The organism is Pseudomonas sp. NPDC089758, from assembly GCF_044748705.1.
GTDB lineage: Bacteria > Pseudomonadota > Gammaproteobacteria > Pseudomonadales > Pseudomonadaceae > Aquipseudomonas > Aquipseudomonas putida_X.
On sequence record NZ_JBIVGN010000011.1, the window covers coordinates 156,237 to 174,102 of the forward strand.

At 62.0% G+C, this 17,866-nt stretch carries 15 protein-coding genes and 1 riboswitch; of the genes, 3 read left to right on the forward strand and 12 right to left on the reverse strand.

What is annotated here, in order from left to right:
- Nucleotides 1-5: 5 nt before the first annotated feature.
- The 7 genes from ACIPZH_RS16595 to ACIPZH_RS16625 all read right to left on the reverse strand — a co-directional run bounded on the left by ACIPZH_RS16595 (nucleotide 6) and on the right by ACIPZH_RS16625 (nucleotide 6,132).
- A complete protein-coding gene (locus ACIPZH_RS16595; RefSeq protein ID WP_046788114.1) occupies nucleotides 6-524 on the reverse strand; it encodes a TIGR02281 family clan AA aspartic protease in 519 nt (172 codons plus the stop codon).
- The gene (locus tag ACIPZH_RS16600) at nucleotides 521-1,507 is read right to left on the reverse strand and encodes an esterase-like activity of phytase family protein (protein ID WP_400636928.1); all 987 of its coding nucleotides are present in this window, start codon (nucleotides 1,505-1,507) and stop codon (nucleotides 521-523) included. Before ACIPZH_RS16600 ends, ACIPZH_RS16595 begins: the two co-directional genes overlap by 4 nt.
- Entirely contained in the window at nucleotides 1,504-3,408 is a 1,905-nt protein-coding gene (gene parE / locus ACIPZH_RS16605) for a DNA topoisomerase IV subunit B (RefSeq protein ID WP_012316499.1), read from the reverse strand. The genes ACIPZH_RS16600 and parE overlap by 4 nt, the downstream gene beginning before the upstream one ends.
- A 35-nt stretch (nucleotides 3,409-3,443) precedes the next feature.
- Complete coding sequence (locus ACIPZH_RS16610; RefSeq protein WP_400636929.1) at nucleotides 3,444-4,052, reverse strand: YqiA/YcfP family alpha/beta fold hydrolase; 609 nt, start codon at nucleotides 4,050-4,052, stop codon at nucleotides 3,444-3,446.
- A 130-nt stretch (nucleotides 4,053-4,182) separates the two neighbouring features.
- Entirely contained in the window at nucleotides 4,183-4,986 is an 804-nt protein-coding gene (gene cpdA, locus ACIPZH_RS16615) for a 3',5'-cyclic-AMP phosphodiesterase (protein ID WP_267819139.1), read from the reverse strand.
- 85 nt (nucleotides 4,987-5,071) lie between these two features.
- Nucleotides 5,072-5,524, reverse strand: a complete 453-nt coding sequence (locus ACIPZH_RS16620; protein ID WP_042111790.1) for a DUF1249 domain-containing protein — start codon at nucleotides 5,522-5,524, stop codon at nucleotides 5,072-5,074.
- Nucleotides 5,515-6,132, reverse strand: a complete 618-nt coding sequence (locus ACIPZH_RS16625) for an NUDIX domain-containing protein (RefSeq protein ID WP_241806268.1) — start codon at nucleotides 6,130-6,132, stop codon at nucleotides 5,515-5,517. The genes ACIPZH_RS16620 and ACIPZH_RS16625 overlap by 10 nt, the downstream gene beginning before the upstream one ends.
- A gap of 185 nt (nucleotides 6,133-6,317) precedes the next feature.
- Between ACIPZH_RS16625 and ACIPZH_RS16630 the strand changes: the two genes are divergently transcribed.
- A complete protein-coding gene (locus ACIPZH_RS16630) occupies nucleotides 6,318-7,064 on the forward strand; it encodes an RsiV family protein (RefSeq protein ID WP_241806269.1) in 747 nt (248 codons plus the stop codon).
- On the opposite strand, the gene cytX is transcribed toward ACIPZH_RS16630, so the two are convergent.
- Both cytX and thiC read right to left on the reverse strand, forming a co-directional pair.
- A complete protein-coding gene (gene cytX / locus ACIPZH_RS16635; RefSeq protein ID WP_241806270.1) occupies nucleotides 7,033-8,316 on the reverse strand; it encodes a putative hydroxymethylpyrimidine transporter CytX in 1,284 nt (427 codons plus the stop codon). The genes ACIPZH_RS16630 and cytX overlap by 32 nt on opposite strands.
- An 86-nt stretch (nucleotides 8,317-8,402) precedes the next feature.
- Nucleotides 8,403-10,289, reverse strand: coding sequence for a phosphomethylpyrimidine synthase ThiC (gene thiC, locus ACIPZH_RS16640; protein WP_241806271.1), 1,887 nt, complete (start codon nucleotides 10,287-10,289; stop codon nucleotides 8,403-8,405).
- A 156-nt stretch (nucleotides 10,290-10,445) separates the two neighbouring features.
- Nucleotides 10,446-10,552, reverse strand: a riboswitch (TPP riboswitch).
- Nucleotides 10,553-10,713: 161 nt separating this feature from the next.
- Between thiC and ACIPZH_RS16645 the strand changes: the two genes are divergently transcribed.
- Nucleotides 10,714-12,147 (forward strand): TolC family outer membrane protein, encoded by a 1,434-nt coding sequence (locus ACIPZH_RS16645; protein WP_241806272.1) that lies wholly within the window; start codon nucleotides 10,714-10,716, stop codon nucleotides 12,145-12,147.
- 144 nt (nucleotides 12,148-12,291) lie between these two features.
- Here ACIPZH_RS16645 and ACIPZH_RS16650 read toward each other — a convergent pair whose 3' ends face one another.
- A complete protein-coding gene (locus ACIPZH_RS16650) occupies nucleotides 12,292-12,843 on the reverse strand; it encodes a single-stranded DNA-binding protein (protein ID WP_012316509.1) in 552 nt (183 codons plus the stop codon).
- Between the two features lie 9 nt (nucleotides 12,844-12,852).
- On the reverse strand, nucleotides 12,853-14,247 hold the full coding sequence (locus tag ACIPZH_RS16655; protein WP_241806273.1) for an MFS transporter: 1,395 nt from the start codon (nucleotides 14,245-14,247) through the stop codon (nucleotides 12,853-12,855).
- 129 nt (nucleotides 14,248-14,376) lie between these two features.
- Between ACIPZH_RS16655 and uvrA the strand changes: the two genes are divergently transcribed.
- On the forward strand, nucleotides 14,377-17,211 hold the full coding sequence (gene uvrA, locus ACIPZH_RS16660) for an excinuclease ABC subunit UvrA (protein WP_241806274.1): 2,835 nt from the start codon (nucleotides 14,377-14,379) through the stop codon (nucleotides 17,209-17,211).
- A 67-nt stretch (nucleotides 17,212-17,278) separates the two neighbouring features.
- Here uvrA and bfr read toward each other — a convergent pair whose 3' ends face one another.
- The gene (gene bfr / locus ACIPZH_RS16665; protein ID WP_012316512.1) at nucleotides 17,279-17,743 is read right to left on the reverse strand and encodes a bacterioferritin; all 465 of its coding nucleotides are present in this window, start codon (nucleotides 17,741-17,743) and stop codon (nucleotides 17,279-17,281) included.
- Nucleotides 17,744-17,866: the final 123 nt, after the last annotated feature.

Below are 17,866 nucleotides of genomic sequence, written 5' to 3' on the forward strand. Positions count from 1 at the left end.
CCTCGTCATTTCAGGTTCTGGCGCAGCAGCATGGTGCCGCCGCGCTGGGTAAATTCAAGTTGTTTCAGAGCGCTCATGCCGAGCAGCACCGTCTGCCCATCCAGCCCCGGCACCACCAGGGCGCGCACGCCCTGCAGGCGGATATCCCCAAGCTGCAGGCTGTCCAGTCGCGTGCGGTAACCTTCGGTGCGACCGTTGGCGGTGCTGAGGATGACCGGGCTGCCACGTTGCAGGCTCAGGTCACGGGCCAGCGCCTCGGGGATCGCCACGTCGGTGGCGCCGGTATCGAGCATGAAATGCACAGCTTTGCCGTTGATCGCGCCATCTGCCACGAAATGGCCCTGGCCATTGCCCAGCAGGCGCACCTCGATGAAGCCTTCGCCGTGCTCGGACTGCACCTGGGTATTGGGGTTACGCTCGCGCGCCTCCCACTCACCGAAAAACCGCGTAGCGAGGAACATCGCCGCCGCCCAGGCGACGATCATCAGTACCCTGCCCGCACGCTTGCCCGGTGGCTGGCTCATGGTGTGGCGCTCCACCCGCCCTGCGGGGCGGCGAAGCGCCAGACGACCGGGCGGTTTTCACCATCGGCGCGATCAGCGTTGTTGTTGTCCAGACCGATCCAGGCGCCCTTGGCATCGATCACCAACGCTTCGGCCAGGCCGAACGGCTGATCGTAGCGGCGCTCGGGCACCAGAGCATCGGCGGCGAATGACCAGCAGCGCTCGACCTCGCCGTTGTCGGCATGGCGCCGGCACACGCGGTATGCATTACGTTCGAGGGTGAACAACTTGCCCTCGAACCAGGCCAGGTCCGCAAAATCACGCGAAAGCGCACGGGCCTCAGGCATTTGTGGCGGTTGCATCTCGACCCCGGCTTCACTGAGCAGTACGCAACTGCGTCCGCACGTCCATACCGACTGCTGCCGTTCTATCTTGACCAAGCCCCGGCGCTCACGCTCGGCCGCAAGCCACAGGCGATCACCGGCCGGGTTGATCGCCAGGCCTTCGAACAGGGCATTGAAGTTCAGCAGCATGCCACTGGCCCGGGCCTGGCGAATCATCGCTGGGTCAACCCTGAGCCAGGCAGGTGCGCCTACGACCGGCAATTGCAGCACGGCCACATGCGCTTCGCTGACCAGGTAGATGTTACCAGCCTGATCGCAAGTGATGCCTTCGTAATCAAACTGCCCGCCACGAATGTACGACACCGCCCAGTTGCGCGACTTCAGCCCCCAAGGCAAACCGCTGTCCGGCACCGGGGGTGGGGAGAACGTCAAAGGCTGGGCGCGCCAGACCTGATTGTGCGGGTCGAAGCGGTAGATACGGTCATCATCGCGATCCGAAACGCCCCACAACGCACCCCGACAAAAAGCCAGCCCGGAGAGATTGCCGCCGCGCATGCCGTCGATCGGATGCTCGGATGTCAGCTTCAGCTCCGGCCAGTCGCCAGCCAGGCTTTGCAGCGCGACCAGCGTAAGGAAAACCGCGACAAACGAACGAATCAAACCAGAACCTCGGCCAGATTGCCTTTGGTCTCCAGCCAGTTCTTGCGATCGCCCGCACGTTTCTTGGCCAACAGCATATCCATGATTTCGGTCGTGCCCTGCAGGTCATCCAGGGTCAGCTGGACCAGGCGCCGGGTGTTAGGGTCCATGGTTGTTTCGCGCAACTGCGGTGGGTTCATTTCGCCCAGCCCTTTGAATCGGGTGACCTGTGGCTTGCCACGCTTTTTCTCGGCCACCAGACGGTCGAGAATGCCGTCGCGCTCAGCCTCATCGAGGGCGTAGTAGATTTCCTTGCCCAGGTCGATACGGTACAGCGGCGGCATGGCAACGTAGACGTGGCCTGCTTCGACCAACGGACGGAAGTGCTGAACGAACAGCGCGCACAGCAGGGTAGCGATGTGCAGGCCGTCGGAGTCGGCGTCGGCAAGGATGCAGATCTTGCCATAGCGCAGCTGCGACAGGTCGGCAGCGCCCGGGTCGACACCGATGGCCACGGCAATGTTGTGCACTTCCTGGCTGGCCAGCACCTCACCACCGTCCACTTCCCAGGTGTTGAGGATCTTGCCGCGCAGCGGCAGGATCGCCTGGAACTCCTTGTCACGCGCCTGTTTGGCAGAGCCACCGGCCGAATCACCCTCGACCAGGAACAGCTCGGCCCGCATTGGGTCCTGGCCTGCGCAATCGGCCAGCTTGCCCGGCAGCGCAGGGCCCTGAGTGACGCGCTTGCGTTCGACTTTCTTGCTGGCCTTGAGGCGGCGGCCGGCGTTGCTGATGGCCAGTTCCGCCAGCTGCATGCCCAGTTCGGGGTGTGCATTGAGCCACAGGCTGAAGGCGTCCTTGACCACGCCTGAGACGAATGCTGCAGCCTCGCGCGACGACAGACGCTCTTTGGTCTGCCCAGAGAACTGTGGCTCTTGCATCTTCATCGAGAGCACGAACGTGATGCGTTCCCAAACGTCTTCTGGCGCCAGCTTGACCCCGCGCGGCAACAGGTTGCGGAACTCGCAGAACTCGCGCATGGCATCGAGCAGGCCCTGACGCAGGCCGTTCACGTGGGTACCGCCCTGGGCGGTGGGGATCAGGTTGACGTAGCTTTCCTGAACACTGTCACCGCCTTCGGGCAGCCACAGCAAGGCCCAGTCCACGGCTTCCTTGTTGCCGGCCAGGCTGCCGCAAAAGGGCTCGTCCGGCAGGCGCTGGAACTCACTGACCGAGTCGACCAGGTAGGAACGCAGGCCATCCTCGTAATGCCATTCGACCTTCTCGCCGCTGGCCTTGTCCTCGAAGCTTACCAACAGGCCTGGGCACAGTACGGCCTTGGCCTTGAGCACGTGCTTGAGGCGGCTGATGGAAAACTTGGGTGAATCGAAGTACTTCGGGTCGGGGCTGAAGTACACACTGGTGCCGGTATTGCGCTTGCCGACAGTACCGACCACTTCCAGCTCGCTGGCTTTGAAGCCATCGGCAAAGGTCATCTGGTATTCGTTGCCGTCCCGCTTGACGCGCACGCGCACCTGGGTCGACAAGGCATTGACCACCGAGATGCCGACGCCGTGCAGGCCCCCGGAGAATTGGTAGTTCTTGTTGGAGAACTTGCCGCCGGCATGCAGCTTGGTGAGGATCAACTCGACCCCCGATACGCCCTCTTCGGGGTGGATATCCACCGGCATGCCGCGGCCGTCATCGCTGACTTCCAGCGAGTGGTCGGCATGAAGGATGACCTGCACCGAACGGGCGTGGCCAGCCAGGGCTTCGTCGACACTGTTGTCGATGACTTCCTGGGCCAGGTGGTTGGGCCGGCTGGTATCGGTGTACATGCCCGGCCGTTTACGGACCGGGTCAAGGCCCGAGAGGACTTCGATGGCGTCTGCGTTATAGGCGCTAGCGCTGGGGTTGGCCATGGGTTCTCGTCGTCAGTCTGGTGAATGCGAAAAAATCAAAATACAGAAAAATCGAGCGCCGCATACTGCCCCCGGGCAATTCCGGCGAAGGCCAGCAGGGCTGGTATCTGCTCGGCAAAGCCCTGGTAGCCGTGGTCACCACCGGCCTGGATACGCAACGCGCACGCCCGGTAATAATGCTGGGCGTGGCGATAGTCCAGGGTTTCATCGGCGGTCTGCAACCACACTTGATAGCGGCTGGCATCCGCGGGGGCCGGCACTTCCAGTTCAGCCAGGGCCTGGACATGATCGTGGGTCAGCTCCCAGGTTTCGCCGCTGTAGTGGTTGCGCTGGGTGCCCAGGTAGCCGTCGAACAGCTTGTGCGGGGTGACCGCAGGGTTGATCAGCAGGGCTTTAAGGCCCAGGCGCTCGGCCAGATGGGTGGCATAGTAGCCGCCGAGCGAACTGCCGACCAGCAGGGGCGCGCCCAGTTCGCCGATGGCCGCTTCGAGCTGTGCGATGGCCTGGCGCGGGTGATGGTGCAAGGCGGGTACGCGCAGCTGGCCGGACAGGCCTAGCTGCTGCATCACAGCGTCGAGCTGACGCGCCTTGGTGGAGAGCGGTGAGCTGTTCAAGCCATGGATATAGAGGATGGAACCCGACATGCTGCCCCCGGAATCTTTGGCTTCGCGCCCCATGGTGGAGGCGCAGGGATGCGCAGTGTAGCGTGTTCGCCGTGTTTTGGCGCAGCGGCGGGTTTTTCGCAACAATTTTTGCGATGCTGCTGGCCTGGTTTCAATAGCCCGGGCTATCGAAATCGAGCTTCACCTCGAAGTCCGTGGCCCGCTGCACCCCGGTCTCCAGCTGCCCGTCGGCATGCAGGCGCAACCAGCGGTAACCTGGCTGCTCCTCACTCACCTTGAAGTCTTCGCTACCCGCGGCGAACTGTATGCAGGTCGATGGCGTGGCCAGCAGGCGCAGCCCGCCACGCAGCTCATCCCACTCCTGATGGATATGCCCCCAAAGCAGCGCCCTCACCTGTGGATAACCCTCGAGCCGGCGCAGCAATTGATCCGCATTGCGTAACCCGATCGGTGCGATCCAGGCGCAGCCGATATCCACCGGTTGATGATGGCAGCAGACCAGGCAATGGCGCCCACCGGCCGACACGAGCGCATCATCGAGCAGCGCCAGCTGTGCCGGCTCAAGCAGCCCATGGGTCGCGCCCTGCACCGCAGAATTGAGCATGATGACACGCCAGGCGCCGATATCGGTCACTGCCTGCACCAGCTCCGGCGCCACCTCGGCCATGACCCTGGCTTCATCATGATTACCCGGCAACCAGCGCGCCGGCACGCCGATCTCGCCCGTAAGATCACGAAACGCCTGATACGAGGCAACACTGCCATCCTGCGAAAGGTCACCCGTGCACAACAGCAGATCGATACGCGGCTGTTCACGACGCACTTGAGCGATCACATGACGCAGGCTGTCGCGCGTGCGCAGCCCCAGCAGCGTGCCCGCAGGGTCAGCGAACAGGTGAGCGTCAGTCAATTGCACCACGCATACGGGTGCCTGAGAGGGGTCTGGGTGCGGCACCGGCCGTCTCCTCGGGGGAATTCAGCACGAATTATGGCGGGGGATCGGTTACGAGAAAACAGCCGAAACCGACCTGAGTCACATTTCAGCGCACACTTGCCAGCTCGTGACCACACGCCAGGCAGTGGCTCAGCCATTCGCCGAGAAACAGATTGAGCTGGGCCTTTTCATCCGGCTGGTGCATGGACTGGTTGGGATACGGGTAGATGCTGCGCAGGCGCCTGGTGTGTTCGGCGCTGACCACTTCGGCCATACGCGCATCGTGGTACACCTGCACCTCAAGGTGGGGCACCGGCAGCCAAGGCAGGCTGTGCTCCTGGCGCACCCGCAGGGTAGTGGTATACGGGCAGGCCAGCACTACATCGAGGACCAGCACGCCGAGCATCTGGTCGCCCTGGGTCATGCCGATGCGGCGCGAACTCTGAGTGGTACGCATGTCGGGCAGCAAGCGCATGAGCCGGGCGTAGTTGGCCTCACAGGCTGCCTGCAGCCCGGCCAGATCGACCCGATAACGCTCACGCAGCAGGTTCACTTCCACATACCTCGTACTTCATCTCTGTTGAGCGCCAGCCATTGCAGGCCGATGATCGTCGCCGCATTGCAGATACGCCCATCGCGCACAGCCTGCAAGGCATCTTCGAACGACCAGACCCGCACACGGATATCCTCGCCCTCTTCTTCCAGGCCGTGCAGCCCCCCGGCGCCTTCGCTGCTGCAGCGGCCAAGGAACAGGTGCACGTATTCATCACTGCCGCCCGGCGACGGGAAATACCGCGTCATCGGCCATAGGGCGCTGAAGGTCAGGCCGGCTTCCTCCTCGGCTTCACGATGAGCGACCTCTTCAGGCTGTTCGTCCTTGTCGATCAGGCCGGCGACCATCTCGATCAGCCACGGATTGTCGACTTTATCCAGCGCACCGACGCGAAACTGCTCGATCAATACCACTTCATCACGCAGCGGATCGTAAGGCAGCACGCAAACGGCATCATGGCGCACGAACAGTTCGCGGCTGATCTCACGGCCCATGCCCCCGGCGAACAGCTCATGGCGCAGGCGAAGCTTGTCGAGCCTGTAGAAGCCCTGGAAGCAATTGGCCCGTTCGATGATGTCGAAGCCCTTGGGCACTGAATTCAACGCGTCTGACATGGAAATCCTCATTACCTCAAATACCGCTTCGCGCCATCCTACTCTGCACGCCTGCCTGTTTCACCCCTTTCCGTTAACCATTCGCGCAGTCGGGACAGGGGCTGTTCTCTCTGTTAGCTTAGTGGCGAACTGAAGGCCGCGCAGGCGGTCAAAGGCCGACTTTTCCCTGTATTGCAAGGATCATCATGACACTTGTCAAACTGACTGCCGTGGCGGTGCTGGCCTTGGCCCTCGGTGCCTGCCAGAGCCTGTTCGCGCCGAATTACCGTGCCCCGCTGGAGGTGAAGCGCGACGCCTGGGAGCACGTAAAGCCAGGTTGCAGCGAGAGTGACTGCCCACTGGTGAATATTGACACCATTCACTTCCCGGACCTGCCCAAGCTCGACGCAATCGTCGAAAAGCGCCTGCTGCAACTGACCGAAGACAACCAGCATGGCACCGCACCAAGCACTTTGCAGGCGTATGAGCAGCAATACTTGGCAACTGCCGACAAACGCAACAGCAGCTACCTGCAGGCCAAGGTACGTGAACAGCATGACGGGCTGGTGATCATCGAGCTGTCCAGCTACCTCGATAGCGGCGGCGCTCATGGCATGCCAGGCCGGGGCTTCATCAACTATTCGCGCAAGCTGGACAAGGTACTGACCCTGCAGGACATGCTGGTCCCGGGCCAGGAAGACACCTTCTGGAAAACGGTAGAAGAATCGCACCGCGCCTGGCTGATCAGCGTGGGGATGGACAAGGATGCCGAGTTCGTCAAAACCTGGCCGTTCAAGAAGTCGCCGCACATCGCTCTGACGTACGGCGCAGTGGTTGTCAAATACGAGGTCTATACCATCGCGCCCTACTCCATGGGCCACGTGGAACTGAAGCTTCCCTACCCTCGCCTGAATGGCGTGCTCAAGCCCGAACTGTTCCCCGGCCGCGGCTGAGGCTCAGTAGCGCATGCAGCCCACCCGCCAGCAGTAATGCCGGCAGGGTAGCGCCGACCTCTGGCGCTTGCGCAGCGATACTGTGATAGGCCACCACGCCCACCGCCCAAGCCAGCAGCGCCTGCCAGTGCAAACCATCGATTTGTGCTGGCAGGCGGCGGCGGCGGATCACGAAGTGGTCCATCAGCACCACACCGAACAGCGGCGCGAACACCGAGCCAATCAGCAGCAGGAAGTTCTCGTACTGGGCCAGCGGCGCCAGCAGAGCAATCAGCGTACATAGCACACCGATGGCCAACGCCAGGTGCTCGACCTTCAGGCGTACCAGCAGGCCAGTCGATACCGCCGCCGAGTGGATATCGGCAAAGGCCTTCTCCGACTCGTCCAGCAAAATCAGCAGCAACGGAATACCCAGCCCGGCACCGGCCAGGGCCAGCAGCAGCGCATTGACCTCACCGCTCGGCGCAAAGGCAAGGGTGTAGGCCACGCCCAGGCTCATCAGCCAGGTATTGCCGATGAAGTAACCGAGCACGGTCCCGCCGAACACGCGCCTGGCGCTGCGGGCGAAGCGCGAGTAGTCGGCAATCAACGGCAACCAGGAAAGCGGCATGGCGATGACGATGTCGAAGCCCGTGGCCAGCGACATCGACCCATCTCCGCTGCGCTGCCACAGCTCGCTCAGGTCAGCCTTGGCGAAGAGGTTCCAGGTCAGCCACAGGCAAGCGCCCAACAACAGCCAGATCCCCCATTTACGCAGCACCTTGCGCACGAATGCCAGCGGCCCGCTGACCGCGAGCAGCGTGGCCAGGCCACCGAAGCAGAGGGTCCAGAACATTGGGCTGTTCCACAGGCTGCCTTCACCGAAGGTGCGCGCGCCCAGCAGGCTGGCGGCATCACGCATGACAATGATCTCGAACGCCCCCCAACCGATCAGTTGCAGCAGGTTGAGCAACGCCGGCAAGCGCGCGCCGTGGCTGCCCAGGCTCAGGCGCAGGGTGGCCATGGCGCACAGGCCCGTGTCGCTGCCAATCACGCCTGCCGCCCCAAGCAGCAGCACGCCCACGCCGGTACCCAAGATGATGGCCAGCACCGCGCCGGCCAGGCCCAGGCCGGGGGCGAGCATCGCGCCGACCTGCAGCACCATCAGGCCGATGCCGAGGGAAAACCAGAGCGAGAACAGGTCCCGGCCACCGAACGGGCGTTGGCTGGCGGGGACGGGGTGGTCGGGGGAAAAATGGCTGGTAGTTGTCATTGTTGTCACTCGACTAAGAAATCCAATCGACGCAGTCGTTGCAGGAGCGGCGTTGCCGGGGCGCTCCTGCAAACGATCACAGCGGCTTACACCTTGTGGTACAGCTGGCTGCCTTCCTGGCGGAACCGTTCGGCCTGCTCGCGCATACCCTCCTCAACCGACACATCCACGGCATCGATGCGCAGGTTGGCGGCGTACTCCCGGACCTCCTGGGTGATTTTCATCGAGCAGAACTTCGGCCCGCACATCGAGCAGAAGTGCGCGACCTTGGCCGACTCCTTCGGCAGGGTTTCGTCGTGGAAGGCACGCGCGGTGTCAGGGTCCAGGCCCAGGTTGAACTGGTCCTCCCAGCGGAACTCGAAACGCGCCTTGGACAGGGCATTGTCACGGATCTGTGCGCCTGGGTGCCCCTTGGCAAGGTCGGCAGCATGCGCGGCGATCTTGTAAGTGATGATGCCGGTCTTGACGTCATCCTTGTTCGGCAGGCCCAGGTGCTCCTTGGGCGTGACGTAGCACAGCATGGCGCAGCCGAACCAGCCGATCATGGCCGCGCCGATGCCCGAGGTGATGTGGTCGTAACCTGGCGCAATGTCAGTGGTCAGAGGGCCGAGGGTGTAGAACGGCGCCTCGTCGCAGCACTCCAGCTGCTTGTCCATGTTTTCCTTGATCAGCTGCATCGGCACATGGCCAGGGCCTTCGATCATGCACTGCACGTCGTGCTTCCAGGCGATCTTGGTCAGCTCGCCAAGGGTTTCCAGCTCACCGAACTGCGCCGCGTCGTTGGCATCGGCAATCGAGCCTGGGCGTAGTCCGTCACCGAGCGAGAAGCTCACGTCGTAAGCCTTCATGATTTCGCAGATCTCATCGAAATGCGTGTACAGGAAGTTCTCCTGGTGATGCGCCAGGCACCACTTGGCCATGATCGACCCGCCGCGGCTGACGATACCGGTGACTCGCTTGGCGGTCAGTGGCACGTAGCGCAGCAGCACGCCAGCATGGATCGTGAAGTAGTCAACGCCCTGCTCTGCCTGCTCGATCAGCGTGTCGCGGAACAGCTCCCAGGTCAGGTCTTCGGCAACTCCGCCGACCTTTTCCAGGGCCTGGTAGATCGGTACGGTACCGATGGGTACCGGCGAGTTGCGGATGATCCACTCGCGGGTTTCGTGGATGTGTTTGCCGGTCGACAGGTCCATGACCGTGTCCGAGCCCCAGCGAATACCCCAGGTCAGCTTGGCCACTTCTTCTTCGATCGAGGAGCCCAAGGCGCTGTTGCCGATGTTGCCGTTGATCTTCACCAGGAAGTTGCGGCCGATGATCATCGGCTCCAGCTCCGTGTGGTTGATATTGGCCGGGATGATCGCGCGGCCGCGGGCGATCTCCTCGCGCACGAACTCGGCAGTGATCTCTTTGGGGATGTTGGCGCCGAAGCTGTGGCCGGCGTGCTGCTGCGTGAGCAGCCCAGCAGCGCGTGCCTCCTGCAGCTTCATGTTCTCGCGGATGGCGACGTACTCCATCTCGGCGGTGATGATGCCCTGGCGCGCGTAGTGCATCTGCGAGACGTTGGCGCCAGCCTTGGCGCGGCGCGGGTTGCGCACATGGTTGAAGCGCAGCTTGGCCAGTTCGGCGTCGTTCAGGCGTTGCTGGCCGAAATTCGAGCTCAGCCCACCCAGGCGCTCGGTATCGCCACGGGCGTCAATCCAGGCCGAACGCACATCGGCCAGGCCTTTGCGTACATCGATGATGACGTCGGGATCGGTATAGGGGCCGGAAGTGTCGTAGACCAGTACCGGCGCGTTGGCTTCGCCGCCGAAGTCGGTGGGGGTATCGTGCAGACTGATTTCGCGCATCGGCACGCGGATGTCCGGGCGCGAGCCCTGGACATAGACCTTGCGCGAACGCGGGAAGGGTTGCACGGACTGCTGATCGACTTGCGCCGATTCGCTGAGGTTGATCGTTTTTTCTTGTTTGCTCATCACAGGCTCCAGACAGCTTCCTAGCGGTGGAATGTCGGGGAGAACCTGAAAGACGCGGACGCACCCCTTGGCGGGTATGCAGTGCCGGATACATGGAGTGCCTTGAGCTGCTTGCAGCTGCGACATTCCCGGACCTGGCACAAGAGGCTCCCCGGGAAGGCGAGCAATCTTGTTCCCTACGCAGGCGCTAACCTGATCAGGTTCAACGGGATCCGCACCTATGCGATCTCAGCCTTTGCTTCAAGGCACCCCGACAAGAACGTGCGCAGTCTAGACTGGAGTGGCCGGCAAAGCCAAGCGTGTAAAACGGGGGGATGATGAAAGGCACCGCCAACGATTGTTGCCAACTGCGCATGGCACTACACTGCCCCATCGCTCGATACTCAACAGTTCAGTAATTAAATTTCGTACAAGGATTGCCTCTATGCTGCGCAAACTCTCACTGGCGATTGCCGTGTCTTGTGCGTCCAACGGAGTGGCCTGGGCAGCGGATGTGCCCATGACGGTGAAGACTGATTTGGTCAGTGTCTACCAGGAAGCGGTCGACAACAACGCCGATCTTGCCGCCGCTCGCGCCGATTATGGCGCGCGCCGCGAAGTGGTGCCCCAGGCCCGCGCCGGCCTGCTGCCCAACCTGTCGGCAGGTGCCGAAATGATGAACACCCGCACCAAACTCGACGAACCCTCGATCACCTCGAACCGCAGCGGCAATTCCTGGAGCGCCACACTGGCGCAACCTGTCTTCCGCGCCGATCGCTGGTTCCAGTTGCAGGCCGCCGAGGCCGTCAACGAGCAGGCAGCGCTGGAGTTGTCTGCCACTGAGCAGAACCTGATCCTGCAGACCGCGCAAAGCTACTTTGCCGTGCTGCGGGCCCAGGACAACCTGGCAGCCACGAAAGCCGAAGAATCGGCCTTCAAGCGCCAGCTCGACCAGTCCAACGAACGTTTCGATGTCGGCCTGTCCGACAAGACCGACGTGCTGCAGTCCCAGGCCAGCTACGACACCGCCCGGGCCAACCGGATCATTGCCGAACGCCAGGTGCAGGATGCTTTCGAGGCATTGGTGACCCTCACCAACCGCGAATACACCTCGATCCAGGGCGTTGTTCACACCTTGCCGATACAGGTGCCCACCCCCAACGACGCCAAGGCCTGGGTCGAGACTGCGGGGCGGCAGAACCTCAACCTGCTGGCAACCAACTACGCAGTCGATGCCGCCGAAGAAACCCTACGCCAGCGCAAGGCCGGCCACGCCCCGACCCTTGATGCGGTAGCCAAATACCAGAAAGGCGACAATGACAGCCTGGGCTTCTCCAACCCTTCGCAACTGGGCGTGCGCTACAGCGGTGACGTGGAGCAGACCAGCATCGGCCTGCAGCTGAACATCCCAATCTACAGCGGCGGCCTGACCAGCTCGCAAGTACGCGAGGCATACCAGCGCCTGAGCCAGAGCGAACAACAACGCGAGAGCCTGCGCCGCCAGGTGGTGGAGAACACACGCAACCTGCACCGTGCCGTGAATACCGATGTGGAGCAGGTGCAAGCGCGCAAGCAGTCGATCATTTCCAACCAGAGCGCGCTGGAAGCCACCGAGATCGGTTACCAGGTCGGTACCCGCAATATCGTCGACGTGCTCGATGCCCAGCGCCAGCTGTACACCTCGGTTCGCGACTACAACAACAGCCGGTACGACTACATTCTCGACAACCTCAGCCTGAAGCAGGCGGCTGGTACTTTGAGCCCACAGGACTTGGTGGACCTCAAGCGGTACCTGAAGGCGGACTACAATCCGGACAAGGACTTCCTGCCACCGGACCTGGCGGCGGCAGCGGCGAAGAACTTCGAACGCAGGCCTTGAGGCAAGCGGTCACGGCAATCGTCGAAACAAAGCGTTCGAGGATGCATTTCCCGATCCCCCGGCAATCCGCGAGACACAAAAAAACCCAGGGCAAATGCCCTGGGTTTTTCGATAAAGCTGGACGTCTTACCGACCTGAGGTTGCTCAGAACGGAATATCGTCATCAAAGCTGTCAAAGTCAGCAGCCGGCTGCGGCGCAGGCTGTTGCGGCGCAGGGCGCTGCTGGGCCTGTTGCGGGCGTGGGGCCTGCTGACGTGGTGGCGCCTGGTTGTACTGTTGCTGCTGGCCACCCTGGTTGTAGTTGTTACCACCACCTTGGTTGTACTGGTCGCCGCCACCTTGCTGGTTCTGCGGACGGCCGCCGAGCAACTGCATGGTGCCCTGCATGTCGACGATGATTTCGGTGGTGTAACGCTTGATGCCGTCTTTTTCCCACTCGCGGGTCTGCAGCTTGCCCTCAATGTACACCTGCGAACCCTTGCGCAGGTATTCGCCAGCGATTTCGGCAACCTTGCCGAACATCGACACACGGTGCCACTCGGTGCGCTCGACCTTCTGGCCCGACTGCTTGTCGGTCCACTGCTCGCTGGTAGCCAGGCTCAGGTTGGTCACGGCGTTACCGTTGGGCAGGTAGCGGACTTCGGGATCCTGGCCACAGGTGCCGACCAGAATGACTTTGTTAACCCCACGGGCCATAACGTTCTCCTAGGCTTCGCACGCCGACGAGGCTGGGTTCACCAGACGCTCGAGGGTCGCACGGTCCAAAATTTTCGTATCCAGTTTGATATAGATGGCAGCTTCTTCTGCCACCACAACGGCGTCGGTCACACCCGGCACGGCCATCAGGCGCTCGGTCAGGCCGGCTTCCCGGACTGCCTCAGGCGTCAGCGGCATGCGCAGGCTGGTCACATACGGCGGCTCGTTCATGCGTAACGCAACCACCAGCCATACGGCACACAGCACCGCGCAACCGAGGAACACCGTGTTCAGCCCACCGTGCTGGAACAGCCAGCCGCCAAGGATTCCACCCAGCGCAGCACCAAGGAACTGGCTGGTGGAATACACCCCCATCGCCGTCCCCTTGCCGCCAGCAGGCGACACCTTGCTAACCAGCGACGGCAGCGATGCCTCCAGCAGGTTGAATGCAGTAAAGAATACCACGGTGCCAATCACCAGTCCGCGCAAGTTGTCAGCCCACTGCCAGAAGAACACCTCCACCAGCAGCAACACACTGACCGCTCCGGCCAATACGCGTTTCATCTTGCGCTTTTTTTCGCCGTAGATGATGAAAGGGACCATTGCAAAAAATGAGATGAACAGCGCAGTCAGGTACACCCACCAGTGCTCTTCCTTGGGCAAGCCACCGCGCTCGACGAAGGCCAGAGGCAGCGCAACGAAGCTCGCCATGAGGATCGCGTGGAGGATGAAGATGCCGGCGTCCAGGCGCAGAAGGTCCGGATGGCGCAGGGTTGGACCGAGTGCCTGGCGCGCCACACCCGATTCGCGGTGCTGCAAGGTGCTGTGGGTGTTGGGCACGATGAAGGCGATCAGCAAAATTCCCACCAGGGCAAGTCCTGCCGTGGCGAGGAACAATCCTGACAGGCCGAAGGCGCTGGTGAGAAGTGGGCCAACGACCATCGCCACAGCGAACGACAGGCCGATGCTCATGCCGATCATGGCCATGGCCTTGGTACGGTGCTGCTCGCGGGTCAGGTCGGACAGCAGCGCCATGACTGCGGCGGAAATCGCCCCGGCGCCCTGCAGAATTCGCCCGGCAATCACACCCCAGATGGAGTCGGCCTGAGCCGCCAGTACACTGCCCAAAGCGAAGATCACCAGGCCCAGATAGATCACCGGACGGCGGCCGATGCGATCGGAAATCATCCCGAAAGGGATTTGAAAAAACGCCTGGGTCAGGCCATAGGCACCGATGGCCAGGCCGATCAGCGCGGGCGTGGCACCGGCCAGGTCCATGCCGTAGGTGGCCAGCACCGGCAAGACCATGAACATGCCCAGCATACGAAAGGCAAAGACCAGGGCCAGGCCGCCAGCGGCGCGCGTTTCGCTGCCACTCATGCGCTCGTTGTGGGTGTCGTGCATGGATTAACCTCGTGTGAACCGGCGGCGATTCTATCAGTCCGACAGCTTGACGGCATCTACGTGACGCTTTGCCGCGTACTGGCAGCGCCCCGTATACTTCCTTGTTTATGCCCGCCAAGCGAGGCCGCAGTGGACAAGATCCTTATTCGTGGGGCACGTACCCACAACCTGAAGAACATCGACCTGACCCTGCCGCGGGACAAGCTGATCGTGATCACCGGCTTGTCCGGGTCCGGGAAGTCTTCCCTGGCATTCGATACCTTGTATGCCGAGGGTCAGCGCCGCTATGTGGAATCGCTGTCGGCCTACGCCCGGCAATTCCTGTCGATGATGGAAAAACCTGACGTCGACACGATCGAAGGCCTGTCGCCTGCCATCTCCATCGAGCAGAAGTCGACTTCGCACAACCCGCGCTCGACGGTAGGCACCATCACCGAAATCTACGACTACCTGCGCCTGCTTTATGCCCGCGTGGGTACTCCGCGCTGCCCGGACCACGACATTCCGCTGGAGGCGCAGACCGTCAGCCAGATGGTCGACCTGGTGCTGGAGCGCCCGGAAGGCAGCAAGCTGATGCTGCTGGCTCCGGTAGTGCGCGAGCGCAAGGGTGAGCACCTGGCCGTGTTCGACGAACTGCGTGCCCAAGGCTTCGTTCGGGCACGCGTCAACGGCAAGCTCTACGAACTCGACGAACTGCCCAAGCTGGACAAGCAGAAGAAACACAGCATCGATGTGGTGGTGGACCGTTTCAAGGTCCGCGCCGACCTGCAACAACGCCTTGCCGAGTCATTCGAGACCGCCCTCAAGCTGGCCGACGGCATCGCCCTGGTTGCCCCGATGGACGATGAAGAAGGCGAAGAGACGATCTTCTCCGCTCGTTTCGCCTGCCCGGTCTGCGGCCATGCGATCAGCGAACTGGAGCCCAAGCTGTTTTCGTTCAACAACCCGGCCGGCGCCTGTCCGACCTGCGATGGCCTGGGGGTAAAGCAATTTTTCGATATCAAGCGCCTGGTCAACAGCGAGTTGACATTGGCCGAGGGCGCTATCCGCGGCTGGGATCGGCGTAACGTCTACTACTTCCAGATGCTGGGTTCGCTGGCAGCGCATTATGGGTTCAGCCTGGAGGAACCGTTCGGCGAGCTGTCGGCCGAGCACCAGAAGGTAATCCTGCAAGGCAGTGGCAAGCAGAGCGTTGACTTCAAGTACCTGAACGACCGTGGCGACATCGTCAAGCGTTCGCACCCGTTCGAAGGGATCGTGCCCAACCTGGAGCGGCGCTACCGCGAAACCGAGTCGGCCACGGTGCGTGAGGAGCTGGCCAAGTTCCTCGGCACCCAGCCCTGCCCCGACTGCCGCGGCACCCGCCTGCGCCGCGAAGCACGGCATGTCTGGGTTGGCGAAAAAACCCTGCCGGCGGTGACCAACCTGCCTATCGGTGAAGCCAGCAGCTACTTCGGTGAGCTGACCCTGACCGGGCGTCGCGGTGAAATTGCGGCAAAGATCCTCAAGGAAATCTGCGAACGCCTGCAGTTTCTGGTCAACGTTGGCCTGGATTACCTTACCCTGGATCGCAGTGCCGACACCTTGTCCGGCGGCGAAGCGCAGCGGATCCGCCTGGCCAGCCAGATTGGTGCGGGGCTGGTCGGGGTGATGTATATCCTTGATGAACCGTCCATCGGTCTTCATCAACGCGACAACGACCGCCTGCTCGCCACCCTCAACCACCTGCGCGACCTGGGTAACACCGTGATCGTGGTCGAGCACGACGAAGACGCCATTCGCCTGGCTGACTACGTGGTGGACATCGGCCCAGGGGCCGGCGTACACGGTGGCCAGATCGTTGCCGAGGGTACGCCGCAAGAAGTCATGGCACATCCCGACTCGCTGACCGGGAAGTACCTGTCCGGCCGCAAGAAAATCGCCGTCCCTGCCAAACGCACGCCCCGCGACAAAAAGCTGTCCCTCAAGCTCAAGGGCGCGCGAGGCAACAACCTGCAGAACGTTGACCTGGAAATCCCGATCGGCCTGCTGACCTGCGTGACTGGCGTATCCGGCTCGGGCAAGTCGACGTTGATCAACAACACGCTGTATCCCCTGGCCGCTACCGCCCTCAACGGTGCCAGCAGCCTGGAAGCCGCACCGCACAGCAACATGGATGGCCTGCAGCACCTGGACAAAGTCGTCGATATCGACCAGAGCCCGATCGGCCGCACACCGCGTTCGAACCCGGCGACCTATACCGGCATCTTCACCCCGATTCGTGAGCTGTTTTCCGGCGTGCCGGAATCGCGCTCACGCGGCTACGGCCCGGGGCGTTTCTCGTTCAACGTCAAGGGCGGCCGTTGCGAGGCGTGCCAGGGCGATGGGCTGATCAAGGTGGAAATGCACTTCCTGCCGGACATCTACGTGCCGTGCGACGTGTGCAAGAGCAAGCGCTACAACCGCGAAACCCTGGAGATCAAATACAAAGGCAAGAACATCCACGAGGTCCTGGAAATGACCATCGAGGATGCGCGCGAATTCTTCGATGCGGTGCCGGCGCTGGCGCGCAAGCTGCAAACCTTGATGGATGTAGGCTTGTCTTACATCAAGCTGGGCCAGTCGGCGACGACGCTGTCGGGGGGTGAAGCGCAAAGGGTCAAGCTCTCACGCGAGCTGTCCAAACGCGATACTGGCAAGACCCTGTACATCCTTGACGAGCCGACCACGGGCCTGCACTTCGCCGATATTCAGCAGTTGCTGGACGTCTTGCACCGCCTGCGCGACCACGGCAACACGGTGGTGGTCATCGAGCACAACCTCGATGTGATCAAGACCGCGGACTGGTTGGTCGACTTGGGCCCAGAGGGTGGTTCGAAGGGTGGGCAAATTATTGCCAGCGGTACCCCGGAGGAACTGGCCAAGATGAAGCAGTCGTACACAGGGCACTACCTGAAACCGCTTCTGGAGCGTGACCGGGCCTGATCTGGTAGCCCATGAAAAAGCCCCAGGCACGGATGGTGCCTGGGGCTCTTTTTTATCTGTGGATAACTTACATCTGCGACTGCAGGTAGTTTTCCAGGCCGATGGCCTTGATCAGGCCCTGCTGCTTCTCAAGCCAGTAGGTGTGATCTTCTTCGGTATCGGCCAGCTGCGCACGCAGGATATCGCGACTGATGTAGTCCTTGTGCAGCTCGCACAGCTCGATGCCTTTGCACAAGGCGGCACGAACCTTGTACTCGAGCTTGAGGTCCGCTTCGATCATTTCCGGGACAGTGCTACCCACTTCCAGGTCATCCGCGCGCATGTCGGGGGTGCCTTCGAGCATGAGGATACGCCGCATCAGCGCATCGGCGTGCTGGGTTTCCTCTTCCATCTCATGGTTGATGCGTTCGTAGAGCTTGGACAGGCCCCAGTCTTCGTACATGCGCGAGTGAATGAAGTACTGGTCGCGTGCGGCCAGTTCGCCCTTCAGCAACGTGACGAGATAATTGATTACGTCCGGGTGACCTTGCATCGCCCTGATTCTCCGTGTGGATACGTCTAATGAGACATAGTTTGAACCAGGAATTGCCCACGGTCACTGAAAAATGCGCAATCAGGGGCAAAAAATCAGGTAAACAGTAGTGATATTCATTGA

Coding starts and splice junctions, on each gene's coding strand:
- thiC (WP_241806271.1), bottom strand. CDS start 10,289: ATGAGCAAACAAGAAAAAACGATCAACCTCAGCGAATCGGCGCAAGTC.
- ACIPZH_RS16625 (WP_241806268.1), bottom strand. CDS start 6,132: ATGTCAGACGCGTTGAATTCAGTGCCCAAGGGCTTCGACATCATCGAA.
- ACIPZH_RS16610 (WP_400636929.1), bottom strand. CDS start 4,052: ATGTCGGGTTCCATCCTCTATATCCATGGCTTGAACAGCTCACCGCTC.
- parE (WP_012316499.1), bottom strand. CDS start 3,408: ATGGCCAACCCCAGCGCTAGCGCCTATAACGCAGACGCCATCGAAGTC.
- bfr (WP_012316512.1), bottom strand. CDS start 17,743: ATGCAAGGTCACCCGGACGTAATCAATTATCTCGTCACGTTGCTGAAG.
- ACIPZH_RS16655 (WP_241806273.1), bottom strand. CDS start 14,247: ATGCACGACACCCACAACGAGCGCATGAGTGGCAGCGAAACGCGCGCC.
- ACIPZH_RS16595 (WP_046788114.1), bottom strand. CDS start 524: ATGAGCCAGCCACCGGGCAAGCGTGCGGGCAGGGTACTGATGATCGTC.
- ACIPZH_RS16645 (WP_241806272.1), top strand. CDS start 10,714: ATGCTGCGCAAACTCTCACTGGCGATTGCCGTGTCTTGTGCGTCCAAC.
- ACIPZH_RS16630 (WP_241806269.1), top strand. CDS start 6,318: ATGACACTTGTCAAACTGACTGCCGTGGCGGTGCTGGCCTTGGCCCTC.
- cytX (WP_241806270.1), bottom strand. CDS start 8,316: ATGACAACTACCAGCCATTTTTCCCCCGACCACCCCGTCCCCGCCAGC.
- ACIPZH_RS16650 (WP_012316509.1), bottom strand. CDS start 12,843: ATGGCCCGTGGGGTTAACAAAGTCATTCTGGTCGGCACCTGTGGCCAG.